The organism is Micromonospora cabrerizensis (genome assembly GCF_022230955.1).
Lineage (GTDB): Bacteria > Actinomycetota > Actinomycetes > Mycobacteriales > Micromonosporaceae > Micromonospora > Micromonospora cabrerizensis.
The window spans coordinates 1-21,293 of the sequence record NZ_JAKKFI010000111.1; the positions used below are offsets into that span (position 1 = coordinate 1).

A 21,293-nucleotide genomic window follows, 5' to 3' on the forward strand; every position below is an offset into this window, starting at 1 on the left:
CCGCGCCGGCCCGCACCCGCGCCGGCCCACACCGCGCCGGCCCGCACCCGCGCCGGCCCGCACCCGCGCGACATGGACAGCCGGCGGCTCGGCCCACAGGGCCGAGCCGCCGGCTGTCCGTCGCGATGGCGGGGACGTCGAGCGCCGGTCGGGATCAGGTGGCTCGACTGCGGTTGTACAGGGTCTTGGCCCAGAGGAAGGACAGCGCGCTGATGACGACGCACCAGATCACCGCGATGATCCCGTTGGCGCCGATCCCGGTGCCGAGGAGCAGGCCGCGGAGGGTTTCCATGACGGGCGTGAAGGGCTGGTAGTCGGCGAACCACCGGACCGCGGTGGGCATGGAGTCGGTGGGGACGAACCCGCTGCCGAGGAACGGCAGGAGGATCAGCGGCATGGGCAGGTTGCTGGCCGTCTCGACGCTGTCGCTGACCAGGCCGAGGGCGACCGACAGCCAGGTGAGCGCAAAGGTGATCATGGCGAGGACGCCGATGGCGGCGAGCCACTCGACCGGGTTGGCCGTGGGCCGGAACCCGACGAGCAGCGCCACACCGGTGACGGCCGCGAGGCTGAGCAGGGTCTGGACCAGGCTGCCCAGGACGTGGCCCGTGAGGACCGACGGCCGGAAGATCGCCATTGTCCGGAACCGGGCGATGATGCCCTCGGTCATGTCCATCGCGACCGAGATGGCGGTGCCCTGCGCCGCGCTGGCCACGGTGATGAGCAGGATGCCCGGCGTGACGTAGTTGGCGTACTGGGAACGGTCGCCGGTGGGCCCGAGGCCGGCACCGAGCGTGCCACCGAAGACGTAGACGAAGAGCAGCAGGACGATGACCGGGACGCCGACGAGCAGCAGGGTCATCGACGGGTAGCGCCGCATGTGCAGGAGGTTGCGCCGCAGCATCGTGCTCGAGTCACGGACGGCGAGGGAGAGGGTGCTCATCGCGCGGGAGCCCTTTCGTGGTCGGGTCGGCCGGCGCGGGTGTCCGGTTGGCCGGTGAGGGTGAGGAAGACGTCGTCGAGATCAGGGGTGTGCACGGAGAGCCCCGCCACGGTGATCGAGGCGCGGTCGAGTTCGTCGAGCAGGGACCGCAGGGTCCCGACCCCGCCGTCACTCGGCACCTGGAGGGTGAGCGCGGCGTCGTCCCGGGTGGCGGCGGCGAACGCGCCCGCAGCCGAGTCGAGCCCAGCCTGATCGGCGAACTGCAACACGACGTGGCCGCCCGGGATGAGCCGCTTGAGCTCGCGTGGCGTGCCCTCGGCGATCAGCCGCCCGTGGTCGAGGAAGGCGATGCGGTCGGCGAGCTGGTCAGCCTCCTCCAGGTACTGCGTGGTGAGCAGGATGGTGACGCCCTCGGCGACGAGGTTGCGGATGATCTGCCACATGGCCCGGCGGCTGCGCGGGTCGAGGCCGGTGGTCGGCTCGTCGAGGAAGATGACGCGGGGCTCACCGACCAGGGTCATCGCGAGGTCGAGCCGTCGCCGCATGCCACCGGAGTACGTCGACGCCGGTTTGCCCGCCGCCTCCACCAGGTCGAACTGTTCGAGCAGGTCGGCGATCCGTCGCCGGCCGGCCGCCTTGTCCAGGTGACACAGGTCGGCCATCAGGCTCAGGTTCTCCCGCCCGGTGAGCAGGTTGTCGACGGCGGAGAACTGGCCGGTGACGCCGATCAGGTGGCGTACGGCGTTGGGCTCTCGGGCCAGGTCGTGGCCGAAGACGCGGGCGTGACCGCCGTCGGCGTTGATCAGGGTGGAGAGGATCTGCACGGTGGTGGTCTTGCCGGCGCCGTTGGGGCCGAGCAACGCGAAGATCGTTCCCTCGGTGATCATCAGGTCGATGCCGTCCAGCACGACCTTGTCACCGTAGGACTTCCGCAGGTCGGTGGCGACGATTGCGGGTTTCGTGGAGCTGGTCATGGTCTCCTCTTTGCGGGTCTGTGTGGCGGCGGATCAGGCGCGGCGGATCATGATGTCGCCGTAGGCGGTGTTCGCCCGTACCTCGACCGTCTCGTCGGTCTGCGCCGGGCTGTCGGTGGTTTCCAGGGCGTTGTGTACGCGGCCGTGCTTGGAGCTGACGTCGAGCCAGGCGGCGGTCCCGCGACGGATGCCGACCTCGATGGCCCCGTACGAGGTGTTCAGGTCGATCGATCCCCGGACGACCTCGCCCAGCCGGAGGTTGCCGTAGGCGGTGCGTGCCGTCACCGAGGCCGTCGACGTGTCGAGGGTGATGTCGCCGTACGCGGTGTTGACCCGGACGTCGCCCCCACTCCGGCCGATCCAGCAGTCACCGGAGGAGTTCTTGATCTCGGTGGTGCCGTCGACCGCGCCGATGCGCACCTTGCCGGACGAGGCCTTCACCCGGGCGGAACCGGCGACGCGCTCGACGGCGACCTCGCCGTGACTGCTGTCGATGTCCAGCGGTCCGGTCTCGTCGAGCCGGATCCCACTTCCGGTCTTGATCCGGCACTCGCCGAGCCGGCCCTCGCTGCGGAACGCCGCCCACGACGACTCGGCGTGCACCTGCGACCCGGTCGGCAACTCGATCAGGACGTCGACGGACGGCCCGGGGCCGAAGCCGTAGCGGCGCCAGCTCTTCGACACCCTGATCAGCAGTTTTCCGGCGGCGTACTCGACGCTGCACTGCTCGGCGGTGCTCACGTCGGCTTTGCTCGACGGGTCGCGGGGCCGCACCGTCACCACCGTGTCGGTGCGGTCGGTCGCGCTGATCCAGACGTCTCCGACGGGCAGCTCGAGCTGGACGGAGATGGGCTCTGGGGTCTCGAAAACAGGCATGGTGGTCTCCCGAAAGGTGGTCGGTGAATGTCGCCGCTGGTCAGCGGCGCGAAAACAAGGGGGTACGGGGAGTCAGCGGGCCCAGCCGGTGAAGTGCTGCCCGGAGCGCGGCGGTTCGGCCCGGCGGGGTGGGCGACGCTCGGTGTCGCCCGCCGCGACGGCGCCGGCGACAGCGCGGACCAGCCAGGCGTTGACCGAGAGCCCGGCGCGCCCGGCGGCCTCCTCGACGCTGGCCTTCAGGTGGTCGGGCAGCCGTAGGTTGATCCGGGAGGTGCCACCCTCGTCGCCGTCCGGCGGGAGCACCGGCGCGGGGGGTGCCTGCGGCTCGCTGGCTCCGCTCGGCTCGTCGACCGGCGGACTGGCCGGCGTCACCACGAAATCCGGCTCGCGCCCGCGCAGCCGCACGTGCACCGAGCCCGGCGCCAGCTCGCGGGTGATCTCGTCGGCCGCGTCGGACAGCGCCTCCAGCAGGGTGAGACGGGTAGCGGCCTCCAGTTGCGCGAAGAGCCGCTCGGCCAGCGCGCGGCCGTCCGCGTCGACGCCCTCCGCAGCCACAGCGAACTCGTCACGCAGGTTCTCGACGTATGACCTCAGCTCCATGGCACCATGATGGCACCACTTTGGCTCAACATGCAACACCTATGGCTCAAGATGATGCCACGGGTGCCACCGGCGAGTGCTCAAAGATCACCGAACGAGCGTCTGACCAGGCTGTTCGCGTCCTCCTGGCTCAGTCCGCTGGCCACCAAAAGGTCGCTGACCGTCGTACGAACCTGAGCCACCACGACCGCGCCGGAGAAACCGACGCCCTCCCGGTAGGCGTGACCGGCCGTCTCGACCGCCCGCAGCGCCTGCTTGCGCGCTCGGTCCGGCTCGTCACCGGCGGCGAACTGCCGCTTGAGCAGCCGGACGGCCTCGGCGAGATCGGCCACCGCCCTCGGCAGCGGCTCCGGGACCGGCTCGCGGTCCTCGATCAGCGTGACCGACCGACGGATCAACGTTCCGCTGTTGCGCATCGCGCGGTCGATCGGCTCCGCCGCCTGCGCGTAGCGACCCACCGGACCGCGCCGCTGGTTCCAGTGCACCGGCGAGAGGGTGCTGGCCTCCCGGGCACCCTGGGTCGCCTCGACGAACGCCTTCAACGGGCCCTTGTTCTGCCGCAGCTCTCCGCGGGCGGTACGCGCACGAGCGGCGTCGCGGTCGGCCAGCGCGCCGGCGGTGGCGTCGAGCTGGGCGACCAGGAGGTCCAGTGCCGGACGCGCGGCCCGGTTGAGCACCCGCAGCGGGTTCAGCGGCAGCAGCACGGCGGTGACGAGCAGCGCCACCCCTCCCCCGACGAGCGCGTCCACGAACCGGGGAACCTCCAGGTCGCGGATCGACGGACTGAGCGTGGCGATCAGCACCGCCGTCGCCCCGGCCTGGATCACCACCGCGGCACTGCCCGCGAGGAACAACGCGACCACGATCGCCAGCACGACGATCAGGGCGAGTTGCCACCAGCCGGTGCCGATCACCAGCAGCAGCAGGTCACCGATCAACACCCCGACGGTGACGCCGAGGATCAGCTCGACGGTACGACGCAGCCGTTGACCGACGGACGCGGCGAGGGTCGAGACGGCGGAGATCGGCGCGAACACCGGCTGCGAGACGTGCAGCAGCTCGTGCGCCACGAACCAGGACAGCGCCGCGGCCAACCCGGCCTGCACGGCGAGGCCGCCGACGGCCCGCAAACGACGGAACCGCTCCCGCGCCGTGGCCAGCGCGCGGCCCCGCAGCCGGGCCACCGTGGTCGCCAGGCCGCCGTGGGCGGTGGCTGCGGCACGTGCCGAAGCGCCACCGTCCGCTCCGCGCCGACCGGCAGCGACCATGGCGGCACCTACCCCGCCGTGGTCGGATCAATCCTCTCCCCCGCCGGTGGATCGGCGCCCTCGAGCACGCGCGACGGCCGGAGCCGGCGGTAGGCTCCACCACCGTGACGTTCGCTCGGCTGATCGACGAGCACCGCGACGAGCTGACAGCCCACTGCTACCGGATGCTCGGCTCCTTCCACGACGCCGAGGACGCCGTGCAGGAGACGCTGACGCGGGCCTGGCAGAACCAGCACCGGTACGAGGATCGCGGCACCCTCCGAGCATGGCTCTACCGGATCGCCACCAACCGGTGCCTGAGCATGATCGAGGGTCGGGGTCGCCGCCGGGAACTGCCGACCGACATGAGCCCGGGGGCCGCGGCCGTGGCCGAGACGGCGTGGCTCGGGCCGTACCCGGACCGGCGGTCGACGCCCCGCGACGAGCGGGACCCGGCGCAGCGGCTGGTCGACAGCGAGCACCTGGAACTCGCCTTCGTCGCGTCGCTGCAACACCTGCCCGGCCGACAGCGGGCCGTGCTGCTGCTGCGGGAGGTGCTCGGCTACCCCGCCGCCGAGGTGGCCGACCTGCTCGGCACCTCCACCACCGCGGTCAACAGCGCCCTTCAGCGGGCCCGACGGGTCGTGGACGCGCTGCGCCCGACCGCCAGCCAGCAGGCGGAGCTGAGCAGTCTCGGCGACGACACCGTGCGCGAGCTGGCACGGCGCTACGTGGTCGCCTGGGAGCGGGGCGACGTCGAGGCCATCCTGGCGATGCTCACCGACGACGCCCGGTACTCGATGCCGCCACTGCCCCAGTGGTACGAGGGCCGCCACGCCATCCGCCAGTTCCTGCTGGACGGCCCCCTGGCGCTGCGGTGGCGGTTCGTGCCGACGTACGCGAACGGGCAACTGGCCTTCGGGACGTACCTCTGGGACCCGGAGGCATCGGTCTTCACGGCGGCGGCGCTGGACGTCGTCGCGCTGCGCGGCGACCGGATCGCCGAGGTGGTGTCGTTCCTGACCCCGGAGACCCTGCCCATGTGCGGTCTGCGGACCGAGCTGGACCAGGCTCCCGACCAGGACGAGGAGATCCGGTCGGCACGCGGCGATGAGTTCGCCGCTCCGCGCGGGTTGTAGGGGGTGAGAGCAACCCGACGCGCAAGGGAGCAACCATGGCCGACGACGAGACCCAGATCCGCGAGCTGATCGAGCGGTGGGCGCAGGCGGTCCACTCCGGTGACCTGCCCGGCGTCCTCACCCGCCACGCCGCGGACATCGTCATGTACGACGTACCCCCGCCGCACCAGGGGGTCCGGGGCATCGAGGCGTACGAGCGGACGTGGCCCGACTTCTTCCGGTGGCAGGCGTCGGGGGCCACCTTCGAGCTGACCAGCCTCGACATCACCGCCGGCGACACCGTCGCCTTCGCCAACGCGCTGCTGCGCTGCGGCACCCCGGACGACCTCGCCAACCGGCCCGATCGTCTGCTGCGCCTGACCCTCGGGTTGCGCAAGGAGGACGGCTCGTGGGTCGTGGCGCACGAGCACCACTCGTTCGCCGACAACCGCGCCGACGACCGGGAGACCTCCGAGCGGGAGGTGCGGTCACTGCACGAGCGCTGGTACGAGGCCACCGAGGCGAAGGACCTCGACGGGATCATGGAGCCCGTCGCCTCGGCGGTCGTCTCGTACGAGCACGAGCTGCCGCTGGAGCACGTCGGCCGCGACGAGGTTCGCGAGGTCTGCGCCGACGGCCTCGACGTCGGCAGCGGCACCGTCACCTGGACCGTTCCGGGTCTGGCGGTCATCGCCCGCGACGATGTGGCCGTGTCGTGGGGCCTCAACCGGATGACCGCGCAGCAGCCGGACGGCAGCACGATCGTGAGCTGGTCACGGGGCACCCGCGTCTTCCAGTGGGCCGGTCGGGGCTGGGAGTTGATCCACCAGCACGTGTCGTTCCCCTTCGACCCGGAGACCGGGCAGGCGAGGACCGACCTGACACCCGACCGGGCGCACTGAGTCCTCGTCGGCGGTCACCGACCCGCGCTGAGCAGCTGGTGCGGTTGAGGCCGTTCGGATCGGGTAGACCGGGCTGCCGCCACCGGGGGTGGCAGCCCGGGCACCTGACGCCGGGGCTCGCCCCGGGTCGCGTGACAGGGGGCTGCCGAGCGGCTCGGAGGGTCGTCGCATGGATCAGCGCGGTTGAGCGGGTCGGACATCCCCCGCGATGTCGTGGAGCTGCGAGTGCACGGCGTCTCGGGCGCGAGCGCCGCGCAGGTGCTCGACCTCCAGCAGACAGCGCAGGTGGCCGGTGACCGCAGTGGCGGCTTCTACCGGCCCCGACCGCAGGGCTCGGACAGCAGCGGCGCACACGGGGTGACGCTGGAGGCGTACCGCTGGGGTGACCTGCCCTCCGGAACCGTGGCCCGGACCCTGGCGGTGGTCTTCCTGCTGCCCTTCATGCTGGTCAACGTCGCGATCTGGATGCGCCCGGCGAACCCTGGTTCCGAGGCGGTCGTCAAGTCGCTGTGCCGGCTCCTGGCGCTCACGCTCACCGTGCTGTACGTCCTCGCCATTGCCGGCGTCGCCCTGGATCTGATCGGCTGGAAGTGCCTGTCCTCCCCGCGCTGCCTGGCCGGGCGCAGCTGGTTGTCCTGGTTGAGCGGACGCCCGCTCGGCCTGCGACTGGCGGTGCTCGCGCTGGTTCCCGCCGCAGCGATCGGCCTGATCTGGCGGATCAGCAACCGCCCGGGCCGGTCGTTCGAGGCGTTTCGCGCACCCGATGAGGACATCTCCGCGTCCCGACTCGGCGCCCTCGGTCAGTGGGACGCCGAGCCGCTGGTCGGCCGGTTGCGCGCCATCCACGTCGCGGCGGCCTTCGCGACGCTGGACCTCACCCTGCTCCTGGCCCGAGCCGCGAGCGGCGCCACGGCGATCACGATCTCGCTGACGGTCGTCACCGGGATGGTCCTGGTCTGCTGCGTGGGGCTGCTCTGCACGCCACCGTTGATCGACCGGGGCGCCGACGACCAACGGCTCGACCGGGTCACCCGTACGCTTCGGACCGCCGCCATCGTCCTGACCGTCGTCGTCCTGGTTCACCTGCCGACCGACGCGCGGCAGTGGCACGAGGGGCACGGGCTGCCCGGCTACGAGACGAGCCTGACCGGGTTGTTCGTCGCACAGACGGCGCTGCTGGCCGCGCTGGGCGTGGTGCTGCTCTGCCGCCGGAACCGCGGCGCCACGCCGCTGTACGGGCTGGGTGCCCTCGTGGTCGCGGCCACCGGGATCAGCCTGGCGGTGGCGTACTCCGCCGAGTTGGTCTACCGGGTGGCGGACTTCCTCGATCGCGACGTGCCGACCGGGGAGGGCATCGCCACCGGTCCGCCGCGGGCGTACACCTGGGCGATCCACGGCTTCATCCGCGCGCTGCTGGCCACCCTGATCGTCGCCGGCCTCGTCATCGTGCTCTCCCGCCGCAGTCGTCGCCGCGCCGCGGCGGCGATCGTCGCCCACGACTACCCGGACGCCCCGGCCGAGGCCAGGCCCCGACTGCGGCAGGTCCGGGACGCGATCGCCCGGGCCCGCTTCACCGAGAAACTGGTGCCGCTGGCCGTGCTCTACGGCTGTCTCACCGGACTCGCCACGGCCACCGCCACCATCGGCCTGCTGGGGGAGTTTCCGGGCGATGTCATCGAGCGGAACATCGGCCTGCCCGCGGGCTTGATCACCTTCGGCATCGCGTTCGGCAGCTGGGTGATCGCGGCGATCATCCTCGGCCTGCTCATCGGCGGCATCTTCGCGTACCGGACCGAGCCGTACCGCCGCCACATCGGTGTGCTCTGGGACCTGGGCACGTTCTGGCCCCGGGCCGCCCACCCGTTCGCGCCGCCCTGCTACTCCGAGCGGGCCGTGCCGGAGCTGGCCCGCCGCATCACCTACCTGGTCGAGCGCGGCGACGCGGTGGTGCTCACCGGGCACAGCCACGGCTCGGTCCTGCTCGCCGCGACGGTGCTCCAGTTGCCGCCGCACGTCGGCAGTCGGGTCGCTCTGCTCACCCACGGCTCACCGCTGCGCCGCCTCTACGCGAGGCTCTTCCCCTCGTACGTCGACGACGCGGCGCTGCACGAGATCGGCCACCGGGTCGGTTGGCGGTGGGTGAACCTGTGGAGTGACGCCGACCCCATCGGCGGCTGGATCTTCGCCGCCCACCGCCCGCACACTCCGGCGGGCACCAGTGGCCCGACCGCCACCGTGGACCGCCGGTATCGCGATCCGTGCGACGTGGTGACGCCGCCCAGCGACAGCGTCCCCCCACCCATTCAGGGACACTGGCCGCGCGAGTCCGATCAGCAGTTCACCGAGGTGATCCGGGAGCTGGTGCAGCGTCTCGGTGGGCGAGCCGACCCGCCCGACGCACCGACGTAGCGTCAGCGGCCGCCGGCACCGCGGGCACGCCAGTCGTCCAGACGCGTACCGGCGAGGTGGGCGCCGTCGGCGGGGACGAGGGAGCGCTCGCCCAGCTTGGCGCCGAAGTAGGGGGCGTCGGGGTCGGCGACCACCGAACGAGGATCCTGCTGGGCCGCGAGGATGGACCGGGCCAGTTCGTCGAGACGGAACTGCTCCGGGCCGGCGACCTCGACCACGGCGTTCGTCGGCGCGCTGAGCACGGTCTCGGCCACCGCGGCGGCGACGTCGTCGGCGGCCATCGGCTGGATGAGCACCGGCGCGAGGTGCACGGTGTCACCGTCCGTGCCGGCGTCGATGATGCCCTGGAGGAACTCGAAGAACTGGGTGGCGTGCACGATCGAGTACGGGATTCCGGACGCGACGATGAGCCTCTCCTGGGCGACCTTCGCCCGCATGTACCCGCTCTCCGGGATCCGGTCACAACCGACGATGGAGAGCGCCACGTAGTGGCCCACCCCGGCGTCGGAGGCGGCGGCCAGGAGCGTCCGGGTGGACGTTTCGAAGAACTCCAGCACGGCGCCGGCCTCGAACGACGGCGAGTTCGACACGTCCACCACGACCTCGGCGCCGGTGAGCGCCTCGGCCACTCCCTCGCCGGTCAGTGTGTTCACTCCGGTCTTCGGCGACGCCGGCACCGCCTCGTGGCCCTGTCCGGCGAGGCTGTCCACGAGTTTGGAACCGATGAGGCCGCTGCCTCCGATGACGACGATCTTCATGGGCGTACCACGTCCTGTCTGCACTGGGCGGAATCGTGCTGCCAACCAGTAAGACGGAAAGCGTGCGCCGATGCAGGACAATCGCGGGAGAACAGTTCACCCCGTTCCCTGGAGGTCGACGTGGCTGCGGTGTCCCATCCGGTGTTCGCCCGGGTCTACGAGCGGCTCAGCGTCGCCATGGACCGTGCCGGCACGGCGCAGTTCCGACGGGACCTGGTCACCGGTCTGTCCGGCCGGGTGATCGAGATCGGCGCGGGCAACGGGCGGATGTTCTCCCACTACCCGCGGGCGGTGAGCGAGGTCGTCGCGGTCGAGCCGGAACGCCGGCTACGGGCCGCTGCCGAGCGCGCGGCACCGGGCGCGCCGGTGCCGATCACGGTCGTCGACGGCCTGGCCGAGAGCCTGCCCGCCCGCGACGGCGAGTTCGACGCCGCCGTGGTCGCGCTGGTGCTGTGCACCGTGCCCGATCAGGCGAACGCGCTGGCCGAGATCAGCCGGACGCTACGCCCCGGCGGCGAGTTGCGGTTCTTCGAGCACGTAGCCGCCGACGAGCCCAGCGGGCTGCACCGGACCCAGCGGCTGGTCGACGCGACACTGTGGCCGAAGCTGTTCGCCGGCTGCCACACCAACCGCGACACCGTCGCCGCGATCACGGCCGCGGGGTTCGTGATCGAGGAGGTGCGCCGGTTCCGTTTCCCGGCCACCAGCAACAGTCCCTCCTCGCCCTGCGTCCACGGACGCGCGACCTGGCCAGGCACCCCGCGCCGGTGACCGGGGAGGTGGCCGGCCGGCTGCCCTGAGATCAGGCGACGCCGCGCGGGCCGTCGTCGCAGCGGCCCAGCCCACCACGCGAGGCCTCAACGTGAACGTGAGGTCCGATCCTCTTTGCACAGACGTTGAGTGCCGATTATTCCGTTTTGAAGGCATTCACCCGGTCTGCGTGATGTGGTGGTCAGCGCCGCTTGTTCGGCGTCATATCGGCCGTATCGCGCGCAGGACGCACTCACCAGACGTCTCCTGCGAGTAGTACCCACGGAGGATGTTCTGTGACAGTGAAACTCAGACTCGGCCTACGCCGGCGGGTGGTGCTGCCGGCGCTCGCGGCCGGAGCCGCCGCGACAGTGGCGGCCAGCCTACTGCTCTTCAGCTCGACCGCCGCCAGCGCGCAGGAAGCGCCGGTGAACCTCGGGACGGCGGCGGACTTCTCCGTCCTGGCCGGGGCCGAGCCCACCAACACCGGCCCCAGCTTCCTGGCGCAGAGCCTCGGACGGTTCCCGGGAAACACCGCGGCCGGCTTCGGAACGGCAACCATCGGCGGTGAGGTCCACCTCGGCGACGCGGTCGCCCTGCAAGCCCAGAGCGACCTGACCATCGCCTTCAACGACGCCGCCGGTCGGACCCCGTTCACCAACCTTCCCGCCGAGCTTGGTGGGAACACCCTCAACGAGGGGGTCTATCGGATCGGGGCGGCCCAGCTCACCGGAACGTTGACCCTCAACGGCCAGGGCGACCCGTCGGCCGTGTTCATCTTCCAGATCGACTCCTCGTTGACGACGGCGTCGAACAGCAGAGTCGTGCTGACCAACGGCGCGTCGGCCTGCAACGTGTTCTGGAAGATCGGCAGTTCGGCGACGATCGGCACGGGGACCACCTTCGTCGGCACCATCATGGCTCAGGCGGCGATCACGATGGCCACGGGCGCGACCCTCCAGGGCCGTGCGCTGGCGCGAACCGAGGCGGTCACCCTCGACACCAACGTCATCAGCGCACCGGTGTGCGCGGGACCGACCGGTCCGCCCGGCCCCACCGGCCCCGCCGGCCCGTCCGGGCCGCCCGGCAGCCCCGGAGCACCGGGCAGCCCCGGCGCACCCGGCAGCCCCGGCGCACCTGGCTCTCCTGGCGCGCCCGGCAGCCCCGGCGCACCAGGCAGCCCCGGCGCACCCGGAGCACCTGGCAGCCCTGGAGCACCCGGCAGCCCCGGCGCACCTGGAGCACCTGGTAGCCCCGGAGCACCCGGTAGCCCCGGAGCACCTGGTAGCCCCGGAGCGCCCGGCAGCCCTGGTGCACCTGGGAGCCCTGGCGCACCCGGCGGGCACGGCAGACCTGGTGGCCCGGGTGGCAAGTACCCCATCCTGCCGGTGACCGGCAGCGGTGCGGTCCCGGCCATGACCGGCGTCGGAGGTGTGATGGTCGTGCTGGGCGCGTTCGCGTTCTTCCTCGCACGGCGTCGACGCCAGGAGTCCTGACCGGTGGTCCGGCCGGTGATCTGCCGGCCGGACCACTCCAGGCAGTGTCAGCACGTTCGTCGTCGGCCCACCCCGATCAGGGGTGGGCCGACGACGGTCGTGGCGCGAACAGCGTCAGGTGGTGAGTCCGAGTTTCCGCATGGCTTCGTCCTCGCGTTCGTGCGAGAGGTAGAGCAGGATCCGCGGTCGGTCGTCGCCGAGGCGCACGACGTAGGTCTGCGCGAAGTGTGCGCTGCCGGCCGCACCGTCGGGCGGCGCGAAGTCCAACGTCCACCGAGTGCGGACGAGGACGTAGCCGGGTGCGAGGTCGAGCACGTCGTCGACCACCACGCACGCGCCGGTCAGCCCGAACTGCTCGGTCATCGCGGTGTGGCGCACGTCGAGCGCGGCGCGATAGTCGGCGTCGTTGGTGACGGCGGTGGACGTGCTCGGGTCACCCTCGATGTACGACTCGGCGTAGCTCGCGGCGATGGTGTCACTGTCACCGGCTTCGACGGCTCGCGCGTAGTCGTGCAGAAAGGCGTTGATCGACTCGCGTACGGGTGCTTCCGCAGACTTCATGTGCGGTCCTTCCGGGTGCCCAGTGCCCGCGAGTATGTCAGGCGAAGTCCTGACCGACAGCCCGTCGCGGCAGGCCGGCCAGCCAGTCGTCCAACTCCGCCGGGGAGCGCAGCAACACCACCGGCGGCGCGGACGGGTCGCTCTGCCAGGCTCGCATCCGCCGTCGCGCGCGCCCGAACGCGGTGACGTGCCACACCAGGATCGAGTCCGGGGACAGGACGCTGCTCACCGACTCACGGTTGCCGTTGCAGATCTCCTCACCCGTCACTACGCGGCGTACGGTGCGCCGTAACAGTCGCCCGAACGAGAGCCACCGTGGATAGTCCAGGCCGACGACCAGGTCGGCACGGGCCATCGGAACGTCCCGCCAGCCGTGGTACGCCCCGTCGATGATCCAACGGTCCCGTCGGCAGATCTCCTCGATCCGGCTGCGTTGCTGCGCGACGGGCACCTCGACCCAGCCGGGCTGCCAGAGCAGGTCGTCCACCGGATACCAGGGCAGCCCGAGGTGGTCGGCCATCCGCGCCGCGAGGGTGGACTTGCCGGAGCCGTACACGCCGTAGACCAGGATGCGACGCGGTGCGCTCATCGCGGCAGCGTACGACGTGAGGGAAAATCGTTTGTCGTAGTCGGCGCGCTCCGCGAGAGTGGCGTCCATGACGTACTGACGGACTTCCTGCCCGCTCCGCCCCCCGGTGACGCCTCCCGGCGGGCGTGACGTCGTCCGTTTCCGCCTTCTCAGCGAGAAGTGAGTACCCCTTGTCTGAGCACCACCCCCCTCGCAGTCGCACGCCCTCGTCCGTCCCTGCCTCCGTCACGGTGTTCGCGTCGGCCGCGAGCTGGATCGAGTCCGACGCGCTCGCACAGTGCCAGCAGGTGGCCGCCCTCGACGGCATGATCCACGTTGCCGCGATGCCGGATCTGCATCCCGGCAAGGGCGCTCCCATCGGTGCGGCCATGGCGTCGAGCGTGCTGTACCCGTTCCTGGTCGGCTCCGACATCGGCTGTGGCATCGCCGTGTTCCCCATCAAGCTCAAGCGAGCCGTACCGGAGCGGTTGGCCTCCCGGTTCCCCGACCTCGACCGTGCCCTGGACGCGGAGCGGGACGCCGACGACCCGGCCTGGGCCGTCGTTCAGAGCGACGTTCCGGCCGGTCACCTCGACGGCCTCGGCACGGTCGGCCGAGGCAACCACTTCGTCGAACTGGCCCGCGTCGGCACCATCCTCGATGAGGGTCACGCGAGTCGGCTGGGGCTCGACGCCGGTGATCTCGTGCTGGTCGTACACAGTGGTTCGCGCGGTCTCGGCGAGCGGATCCTGCGGACGCACACCGAGGCCCACGGCGCCGGTGCCGCCCCCGATCCCGCCGCCTACCTGGCGCGGCACGACGACGCGGTGCGCTGGGGTTCGCTCAACCGCCGGGTGCTGGCGGCCCGGGTCGCGTACGCGTTGGGGGCCGAGCCCACCGAACCGATCGTCGACGAGTGCCACAACCTGGTCGAGATCCGCGACGGGGTGTACCTGCACCGCAAGGGCGCGGCGCCGGGTGACGGCCGGGACGTCCTCGTCGCCGGAACGCGGGGGACGGCGTCCTACCTGGTGGCCGCCCACGCCGGGCCGGACGCCAACCACTCGGTGGCGCATGGCGCTGGCCGCAAGATGTCACGTGCCGACGCGCTGCGTCGGGGCCGCGCCAAACACACGGTCGAGGAGCTGCGCCGCACTCCCATGGGGTCGCTGGTGGTGTGCGGCGACCGTCAGCTGCTCTTCGAGGAGGCGCCCACCGCCTACAAGCGCATCGAGCAGGTGATCGCCGACCTCGTCGAGCACCAGCTGGCCACGCCGGTGGTCAGCACGATTCCCCTGGTCACCTACAAGACGCCCGACCTCGGGTCCACGGCGCGTTCCGACCGGCGGGGCCACCGCGGCAGGCGAGGCGGGTCGTGAGCGCGCTCCTGCTGCTGTCCGCCGGGCGTGGTCCGCGCGAGTGCGCGTGGGCGCTGGCCCAGCTCCTGCACCGCCTGAACGCCGACGGCAGCCGGCGAGGTCTGACCATCCGGCAGGTCCAGGCCGTGCCCGGTGACCGGGCCGGCACCTACCGGTCGGTGCTCATCGAGATCTCCGGTGCCGACGCCGACGCCTTCGCCAGGTCGTGGACCGGGACCCTCTGCTGGCAGGCTCCCAGCCCCTACCGGACCAGCGTCGGTCGGAAGAACTGGTACGTCACCGCCCAGCCGCCTCACCTCGACGCCGTGCCGACGACGTTCTCGGAGGCGGATGTCGACATCGTCGCCTGTCGCACCGGCGGGCCCGGAGGTCAGCACCGCAACAAGGCCAGCACGGCGGTGCGGGCGACACACCGTCCGTCGGGCATCGTCGTGGTGGTGGACGAGGAGCGGCAGTTCAGCCTCAACCGGCGGATCGCCCTGCAACTGCTGCGGCAACGCATCGAGCACGGCGACGAGACGGCGCGGCGTGCCGTCACCACCGCCCGGTGGCGGATCCACGACGACCTGGTACGCGGTGACCCCGTCCGGGTGGAACGTCCGGAGCCGCAGCGACCCGGCCGGCGAGGCTAGGGGGCCGGTCAGACCTCCAGCACCGCATCCGCGAATGCCTGCGGCGCCTCCTGCGGCAGGTTGTGCCCGACACCGCCGCCGACGGTCCGGTGCTCGTACTGCCCGGAGAACTGCTTGGCGTAGACGCTGGGCTCCAGGTGCGGTGCGCCGTTGGCATCACCCTCCAGCGAGATGCTGGGCACGGTGATCTTCGGTTTCGCGGCCAGGCGCTTCTCCACCTCGTCGTACTGCGACTCGCCGGCGGCGAGGGCCAGTCGCCACCGGTAGTTGTGGATCACGATGTCGACGTGGTCGGGGTTGTCGAACGCCGCCGCGCTGCGGTCGAACGTCGCGTCGTCGAACATCCACTGGGGGGACGCGGTGTGCCAGATCAGCCTGGCGAAGTCACGCCGGTTCCTGTCGTAGCCTTCCCGGCCGCGCTCGGTGGCGAAGTAGTACTGGTACCACCACGCCAGCTCCGCCTTCGGCGGCAACGGCACCGTGCCCGACGCCTGACCGTCGATCAGGTAGCCGCTCACCGAGACCAGGCCCCGGCAGCGCTCGGGCCACAGCGCGGCCACGACGTCCGCCGTACGCGCACCCCAGTCGAACCCGGCCAGCTTCGCGGTGTCGATGTGCAGGGCGTCCATGAGGGCGATGAGATCGAGCCCCATGGCCGCCGGTTCGCCGTTGCGCATGGTGTCGTCGGAGAGGAAGCGGGTGGTGCCGTAGCCCCGCAGGTACGGCACGACGACCCGGTGACCGGCGTTGGTGAGCAGCGGCACGACGTCGACGAAGCTGTGGATGTCGTACGGCCAGCCGTGCAGGAGGATCACGGCGGGCCCGTCGGGCGGCCCGGCGTCCACGTAGCCCACGTTCAGGACCCCGGCGTCGACCTGCTTCACCGCACCGAACGACCCCGCACCGGCCACCGCGATCGACCTCTCCCCCGCGTCCCGAACTGCTTCGACCTGCTGGCCCTGCTGAATGTAGGGGCTGGTCACGGACCTGACGGCGCTTTGCGGCAAGGACCGCTGCACGAATGCGGAAGTGGGTAGGATGCGCCCACGAGGTCAGCCGGAGGCCTGCCGCGAACGTGGGCGCGGGCCTGACGACGGTGCAGGTCGTGGGGCCGTCGGGGATGACCGTAGGGTGATGGCATGGCTGAGCGACCTCTGACCCTGATGGCGGTGCACGCCCACCCCGACGACGAGGCGACGAGCACCGGTGGCGTGCTGGCCCGCTACGCCGCGGAGGGCATCACGACCGTGCTCGTGACCTGCACCGACGGGCGGTGCGGCGATGGCCCCGGCGGGGTCAAGCCGGGCGACCCGGGGCACGATCCGGCCGCTGTCGTGGCGATGCGCCGGGCCGAGCTGGAGGCCAGCTGCGCGGTGCTGAAGGTGAGCCACCTGGAGACCCTCGGTTACGCCGACTCGGGGATGATGGGCTGGGCGACCAACGACCAGCCCGGGGCGTTCTGGACGACGCCGGTGGCGGAGGCTGCGGGCCGGCTCGCGGAGCTGATCCGGCAGCACCAACCCGACGTCATCGTCACGTACGACGAGAACGGTTTCTACGGCCACCCGGACCACATCCAGGCGCACCGGATCACCATGGCCGCCGTCGAGATGACCGACAGCCCGGCGAAGGTCTACTGGACCACCGTGCCGCGTACGGCGTTCGAGCAGTTCGGCCAGATCATGCAGGAGCTCGGCGTCGAGTGGTCCGAGCCGGACCCGGCGGCGGAGCCGATGCCGCAGCTCGGCCTGCCCGACGACGAGATCAGCACCTGGGTCGACACGAGCAGCTACGGCGGGCAGAAGTTCGACGCGCTGGCCACCCATGCCAGTCAGACCGAGAACATCTTCTTCCTGCAACTGGGCCGCGAGCGGTTCACCGAGCTGATGGGTGTGGAGACCTTCGTACGGGTCCGGGACCGGACGGGCGCGCCGATCCCCGAGGACGACCTCTTCGCCGGTCTGCGCTGACGGCTCCCCTCAACTCCCGTAACGCCACCAGGCATCGTCGGCCACCCGGTCGGCGGTGCCTCGTCGCGTGGCAGCAGCACGTCCACCGGCCTCCGAAAGTTTCGCCGATGCGCCAGGCGGCCCCCCGCAGCTCATATGACGAATTTCCGGAAGTTTTCAACGTTGACGCCCGGACATAGACGGCCTTAACGTTTCGAGCAGGTTTCCGGTCACCGGCCGGAACTACCGGCCCCTCGCCCCGACCAGGGCGCTCGAATCCGAACCCCGCTCCCCACCCGCCCACACCGGACCCGCACCTTCTTGATCGATACTTGTCGATCACTGGTCTGGAAAGGAAGGCACATGAAGCTGAGACAGTGGACGACCGTCAGCATGGTCGCCGTCGCGACCGTCGCGGCGTTGAACACGGTGCCGGCCACCGCGAGCCGGCCGTACGACCCCACGGCGCAGAGCCTCGGCGCCCTCGGCCTGCGCCACGGCCTCCACGTCGGCACCGCGGTCAACATGGATGCCCTCAACGACGCCGGTGACCCGCAGTACCGCGCGCTGGCCTCCTCCGAGTTCACCTCGGTCACCGCCGAGAACGTGATGAAGTGGGAGGTCCTGGAGCCCACCCGCGGCACCTACAACTGGGCGGCGGCCGACCAGCTGGTCGAGTTCGCCAAGCGCAACCGGCAGAGCGTGCGCGGCCACGTGCTGGTCTGGCACAACCAACTGCCCGCCTGGCTGACCGCCGGTGTCGCCGACGGCTTCATCAGCAAGCAGGAGCTGCGCGAGATTCTGCGCAAGCACATCACCACCGTCGTCAACCGTTACAAGGGCAAGATCTGGCAGTGGGACGTGGTCAACGAGGCCGTCAGCGACCCGTGGGACACCCCGTCGACCCTGCACTACAAGGGCTTCTGGGCGCAGAACCTCGGGCCCGGCTACATCGCCGACTCGTTCCGCTGGGCACGGGCCGCCGACCCGAAGGCCCTGCTGTTCTACAACGACTACAACATCGAGGCGTTCGGCTCCGGCAACCCGGCGGACGACAAGACCCAGTTCGTCTACGACATGACCAAGGGACTGCGCGCACAGGGTGTCCCGATCGACGGCGTCGGCTCCCAGGGCCACCTGGGCACCCAGTACGGCAACTTCGACACCCTCCAGGTGACCGCCGCGCTGAAGAAGTTCGGCGGGCTCGGCGTCGCCACCGCCTTCACCGAGGTCGACGTCCGCAGCCAGATGACGGCAGGCGTCCAGGCCGGCAACTCGGAGGAGATCAACCCTCGGCTCCAGGCGTCAGCCGCCAACTTCAGCGTGCTGATGAAGGCATGTCTCGCGGTGCGGAGCTGCCTGTCGTACACGGTCTGGGGTTTCAGCGACAAGTACTCCTGGGTGCCGGACTGGTTCGACGACCCGCCGGAGGGCCTGGCCACCATCTACGACGAGAACTACCAACCCAAGCGGGCGTACCAGGAACTGAAGTCCGACCTGATCCTCGCTGGACCGCCGTACGTCCTGCCGCGCATCACACCGAGGCCCCGCCGCTGACCGGCGGGCCCGGCTGATCCGACGGCACGTATGCCGGCGTAGGGCCGTGTGGGGCGCGGCGGAGCCCCACACGGCCCGTACGTCACCACGGACGTCGAGGTTCGACTCACGTTCGGACGTACCGCAGGGCCATACGGACGCCATCGGAGTACTGGTGCCGGTTCTACCGGCTTATCGATGGTGTTGGTGTCACTATGGCAAGCGTGGGAACTGCGAAAACTGCCATGCCTGCGATCTCGCCGCTCACCGGCGACCCGATCAAGCGGGCCGATGCCGAACGGCTTGCGGGGGTGCTGAAGGCCTTCGCCGATCCGGCGCGACTTCGGCTGCTCAGCCTGATCCAGTCCGCGCCGGAGGGTGAGGCGTCCGTCAGCGACCTCACCGCGGCGCTCAACCTCTCCCAGCCGACCGTGAGTCATCACCTGCGGATCCTCACCGAGGCCGGCCTACTCGAGCGGGACAAGCGCGGCGTCTGGGCGTACTACCGCCTGGTGCCTGCCGCGATCGCGCAGATCGCCGATCTGTTGACGCCGCCCAGAAAGCGGGCCACCAAGAAGGCACGCTGACGCAGCGGCTGCCCCGTCACATCCGCTCCAGGGTGCGGATGCCGAGCAGGTGCAGCCCCTGCCGCAGGGTCCGGGCGGTCAGCTCGGCCAGCAGCAGCCGACTCTCCCGCAGCTCGTCCGGCGCGCGCAACACCGGGCAGCGCTCGTAGAACGCGTTGAACGTCGTCGCGAGCCGATGCAGGTAACCGGCGAGTTGATGGAAGTCGAGACTGCGCTCCATTTCGGCGACCACCGCGCCGAAGCCGAGCAACTCGACCGTCAGCGCCCGCTCCGCCGGCTGCGCGAGCACGATGGGGGCGTCCCGCCGCGCGTCCGTGCCGGCCCGCCGAAACACCGACCGGATCCGGGCGTACGCGTACTGGAGGTAGGGCGCGGTGTTGCCGTCCAGGGAGAGCATCCGCTCCCAGTCCAGCACGTAGTCCTTCCTCCGGTCGGTGGACAGGTCGGCGTACTTGACGGCGCCCACACCGACGGCCCGCCCGATCTCGGCGGCAGCCTCGGCGTCCAGCTCCGGGTTCCTGGCCCGGGCCAGGTCGGTGGCACGGGCGACCGCCTCCTCCAGCAGCCCGACCAGCTTCACCGACTCACCGGCCCGGCTGCGCAGCATCCGCCCGTCGGTGCCGAGGATCGACCCGAAGCCCAGATGCTCGGCCTCGGCCGGCGGGCACAGCCAACCGGCCGCCCGGGCAACCGCGAACACCATCGCGAAGTGCTGCCGCTGCGGGAGCCCGACCACGTACAGCAACCGGGTCGCGCCCAGCTCCCCGGTGCGTTGGCGCAGCGCGGCCAGGTCGGTGGCCGGGTACCCGTACCCACCGTCGCTCTTGCGCACGATCAGCGGCAACGGCTCGCCATCCCGGCCGCCGAACCCGGGCGGGAAGACACAGTCGGCCCCGCCGCTGGAAACCAGCAGCCCCAACCGGTCCAGGTCGTCGACGATGCCCGGGAGCAGGTCGTTGTAGGCGCTCTCGCCCCGAAAATCGTCCTCGGTCAACGTCACGTCGAGCAGGTCGTACACGGTCAGGAAGTACCGCTCGGACTGCTCCACCAGCAGCCGCCACAACCGCAGCGTCCGTTCGTCGCCGCCCTGCAACGCGACCACCCGTTGCCGCGACCGCTCCCGGAACGCCTCGTCGGCGTCGAACTTCGCCCGGGCCGCCCGGTAGAAACCGTCCAGGTCGCCCATCGACAACTCGTGCGCCGCCTCGGCCTCACCGAGGTCGGCGAGGTGCGCGATCAGCATGCCGAACGGCGTCCCCCAGTCACCGAGGTGGTTGACCCGCACCACCCGGTGCCCGAGCCAGTCCAGCAGCCGCACCGCCGCGTCGCCGATGACGGTCGAGCGCAGATGCCCGACGTGCATCTCCTTCGCCACGTTCGGAGCGGAATAGTCGACCACCACGGTCTGCGGCGCCGCCGTCGGCGGCACGCCGAGCCGGGCGTCGCCCACCAGCCCGGCGACCAGGTCGGTCAGTGTCCGATCGGCGACGGTGAGGTTGAGGAAACCCGGCCCGGAGACCTCCGCCGACTCGCAGACGTCGTCGAGCACCGCGTGCTCCAACACCGCGGCGGCGACGTCGCGCGGTGGGCGGCCGAGCCGCCGGGCCAGCGCCAGCGGCGCGTCGGACTGGAAGTCCGCGCGCGGTGACCGCCGCACGAGCGGGTCGACCGGGCCGCCGGCCACCGCCGCGAACGCCGGCGCCAGCCGGTCGGACAACAACTTTTCAAGATCCATGAGTACGCCGATCTCACTCGTACCCGCGCCGTAACGCGGGTCGTTGAACGGGGAGATGCGGGCGGACCGAGGACGACCAGCGGATGACCGGCGGCTCGATCCGCCGGTCGCAGGAAACAGGTCAGCGCGGGCGGGCGACGGATCGCCGGCGTCGCTGCGCACCGAGCAGGACGTCACACGACGGTCCGGTGCGGTGAGCGATCACGCTGGTCATGCGGGCAGCCTAGCGGCCCGGACGCCGTGGCGACACTCGTTTCCCGAGGCCCCGCCCGC

Annotated in this window: 20 protein-coding genes; 10 read left to right on the forward strand and 10 right to left on the reverse strand. The window is 71.2% G+C overall.

Translation table 11 applies throughout. The features are described from left to right. Positions 1-154 precede the first annotated feature (154 nt). From LADH09A_RS28635 to LADH09A_RS28655, 5 genes are all read right to left on the reverse strand, one after another. Positions 155-943: an ABC transporter permease gene (locus tag LADH09A_RS28635; RefSeq protein ID WP_238648793.1), complete on the reverse strand. Its 789-nt coding sequence runs from the start codon at positions 941-943 to the stop codon at positions 155-157. Then, positions 940-1,917, reverse strand: a complete 978-nt coding sequence (locus tag LADH09A_RS28640) for an ATP-binding cassette domain-containing protein (protein WP_238648794.1) — start codon at positions 1,915-1,917, stop codon at positions 940-942. Before LADH09A_RS28640 ends, LADH09A_RS28635 begins: the two co-directional genes overlap by 4 nt. A gap of 33 nt (positions 1,918-1,950) precedes the next feature. After that, positions 1,951-2,793 carry a DUF4097 family beta strand repeat-containing protein gene (locus LADH09A_RS28645; RefSeq protein ID WP_238648795.1) on the reverse strand — a complete coding sequence of 281 codons (843 nt, stop codon included), beginning with the start codon at positions 2,791-2,793 and terminating at the stop codon, positions 1,951-1,953. 72 nt (positions 2,794-2,865) lie between these two features. Further along, complete coding sequence (locus LADH09A_RS28650) at positions 2,866-3,393, reverse strand: hypothetical protein (protein WP_238648796.1); 528 nt, start codon at positions 3,391-3,393, stop codon at positions 2,866-2,868. An 80-nt stretch (positions 3,394-3,473) separates the two neighbouring features. Continuing rightward, positions 3,474-4,661, reverse strand: coding sequence for an FUSC family protein (locus tag LADH09A_RS28655; RefSeq protein WP_238648797.1), 1,188 nt, complete (start codon positions 4,659-4,661; stop codon positions 3,474-3,476). Between the two features lie 50 nt (positions 4,662-4,711). On the opposite strand from LADH09A_RS28655, the gene LADH09A_RS28660 reads away from it, so the two are divergent. The 3 genes from LADH09A_RS28660 to LADH09A_RS28670 all read left to right on the forward strand — a co-directional run bounded on the left by LADH09A_RS28660 (position 4,712) and on the right by LADH09A_RS28670 (position 9,069). After that, positions 4,712-5,779 carry a sigma-70 family RNA polymerase sigma factor gene (locus LADH09A_RS28660; RefSeq protein WP_308194706.1) on the forward strand — a complete coding sequence of 356 codons (1,068 nt, stop codon included), beginning with the start codon at positions 4,712-4,714 and terminating at the stop codon, positions 5,777-5,779. Between the two features lie 35 nt (positions 5,780-5,814). Further along, a complete protein-coding gene (locus tag LADH09A_RS28665; RefSeq protein ID WP_238648799.1) occupies positions 5,815-6,660 on the forward strand; it encodes a YybH family protein in 846 nt (281 codons plus the stop codon). Between the two features lie 183 nt (positions 6,661-6,843). Continuing rightward, positions 6,844-9,069: a hypothetical protein gene (locus LADH09A_RS28670; RefSeq protein WP_238648800.1), complete on the forward strand. Its 2,226-nt coding sequence runs from the start codon at positions 6,844-6,846 to the stop codon at positions 9,067-9,069. Between the two features lie 2 nt (positions 9,070-9,071). Here the strand turns inward: LADH09A_RS28670 and LADH09A_RS28675 are convergent, their stop codons facing one another. After that, the gene (locus LADH09A_RS28675; protein WP_238648801.1) at positions 9,072-9,851 is read right to left on the reverse strand and encodes an SDR family oxidoreductase; all 780 of its coding nucleotides are present in this window, start codon (positions 9,849-9,851) and stop codon (positions 9,072-9,074) included. Between the two features lie 105 nt (positions 9,852-9,956). On the opposite strand from LADH09A_RS28675, the gene LADH09A_RS28680 reads away from it, so the two are divergent. Then, positions 9,957-10,598 (forward strand): class I SAM-dependent methyltransferase, encoded by a 642-nt coding sequence (locus tag LADH09A_RS28680; protein ID WP_238648802.1) that lies wholly within the window; start codon positions 9,957-9,959, stop codon positions 10,596-10,598. Between the two features lie 275 nt (positions 10,599-10,873). Continuing rightward, the gene (locus tag LADH09A_RS28685) at positions 10,874-12,073 is read left to right on the forward strand and encodes an ice-binding family protein (RefSeq protein ID WP_238648803.1); all 1,200 of its coding nucleotides are present in this window, start codon (positions 10,874-10,876) and stop codon (positions 12,071-12,073) included. Between the two features lie 114 nt (positions 12,074-12,187). Here LADH09A_RS28685 and LADH09A_RS28690 read toward each other — a convergent pair whose 3' ends face one another. After that, complete coding sequence (locus tag LADH09A_RS28690; protein ID WP_238648804.1) at positions 12,188-12,634, reverse strand: Cif family virulence factor; 447 nt, start codon at positions 12,632-12,634, stop codon at positions 12,188-12,190. 37 nt (positions 12,635-12,671) lie between these two features. Then, on the reverse strand, positions 12,672-13,223 hold the full coding sequence (locus tag LADH09A_RS28695) for a P-loop NTPase family protein (RefSeq protein ID WP_238648805.1): 552 nt from the start codon (positions 13,221-13,223) through the stop codon (positions 12,672-12,674). Between the two features lie 170 nt (positions 13,224-13,393). On the opposite strand from LADH09A_RS28695, the gene LADH09A_RS28700 reads away from it, so the two are divergent. Beyond that, complete coding sequence (locus LADH09A_RS28700) at positions 13,394-14,581, forward strand: RNA ligase RtcB family protein (RefSeq protein ID WP_238648806.1); 1,188 nt, start codon at positions 13,394-13,396, stop codon at positions 14,579-14,581. After that, the gene (gene prfH, locus LADH09A_RS28705; RefSeq protein ID WP_238648807.1) at positions 14,578-15,213 is read left to right on the forward strand and encodes a peptide chain release factor H; all 636 of its coding nucleotides are present in this window, start codon (positions 14,578-14,580) and stop codon (positions 15,211-15,213) included. Before LADH09A_RS28700 ends, prfH begins: the two co-directional genes overlap by 4 nt. Before the next feature lie 8 nt (positions 15,214-15,221). Here prfH and LADH09A_RS28710 read toward each other — a convergent pair whose 3' ends face one another. After that, positions 15,222-16,196 carry an alpha/beta fold hydrolase gene (locus LADH09A_RS28710; RefSeq protein ID WP_238648808.1) on the reverse strand — a complete coding sequence of 325 codons (975 nt, stop codon included), beginning with the start codon at positions 16,194-16,196 and terminating at the stop codon, positions 15,222-15,224. 156 nt (positions 16,197-16,352) lie between these two features. On the opposite strand from LADH09A_RS28710, the gene LADH09A_RS28715 reads away from it, so the two are divergent. From LADH09A_RS28715 to LADH09A_RS28725, 3 genes are all read left to right on the forward strand, one after another. Further along, positions 16,353-17,183 (forward strand): PIG-L family deacetylase, encoded by an 831-nt coding sequence (locus LADH09A_RS28715; RefSeq protein WP_238648809.1) that lies wholly within the window; start codon positions 16,353-16,355, stop codon positions 17,181-17,183. Positions 17,184-17,525: 342 nt separating this feature from the next. Continuing rightward, positions 17,526-18,719: an endo-1,4-beta-xylanase gene (locus LADH09A_RS28720; protein ID WP_238648810.1), complete on the forward strand. Its 1,194-nt coding sequence runs from the start codon at positions 17,526-17,528 to the stop codon at positions 18,717-18,719. Positions 18,720-18,943: 224 nt separating this feature from the next. Continuing rightward, the gene (locus LADH09A_RS28725; RefSeq protein ID WP_088947102.1) at positions 18,944-19,285 is read left to right on the forward strand and encodes an ArsR/SmtB family transcription factor; all 342 of its coding nucleotides are present in this window, start codon (positions 18,944-18,946) and stop codon (positions 19,283-19,285) included. A gap of 16 nt (positions 19,286-19,301) precedes the next feature. On the opposite strand, the gene argS is transcribed toward LADH09A_RS28725, so the two are convergent. Continuing rightward, positions 19,302-21,020 carry an arginine--tRNA ligase gene (gene argS, locus LADH09A_RS28730; RefSeq protein WP_238648811.1) on the reverse strand — a complete coding sequence of 573 codons (1,719 nt, stop codon included), beginning with the start codon at positions 21,018-21,020 and terminating at the stop codon, positions 19,302-19,304. Positions 21,021-21,293 lie beyond the last annotated feature (273 nt).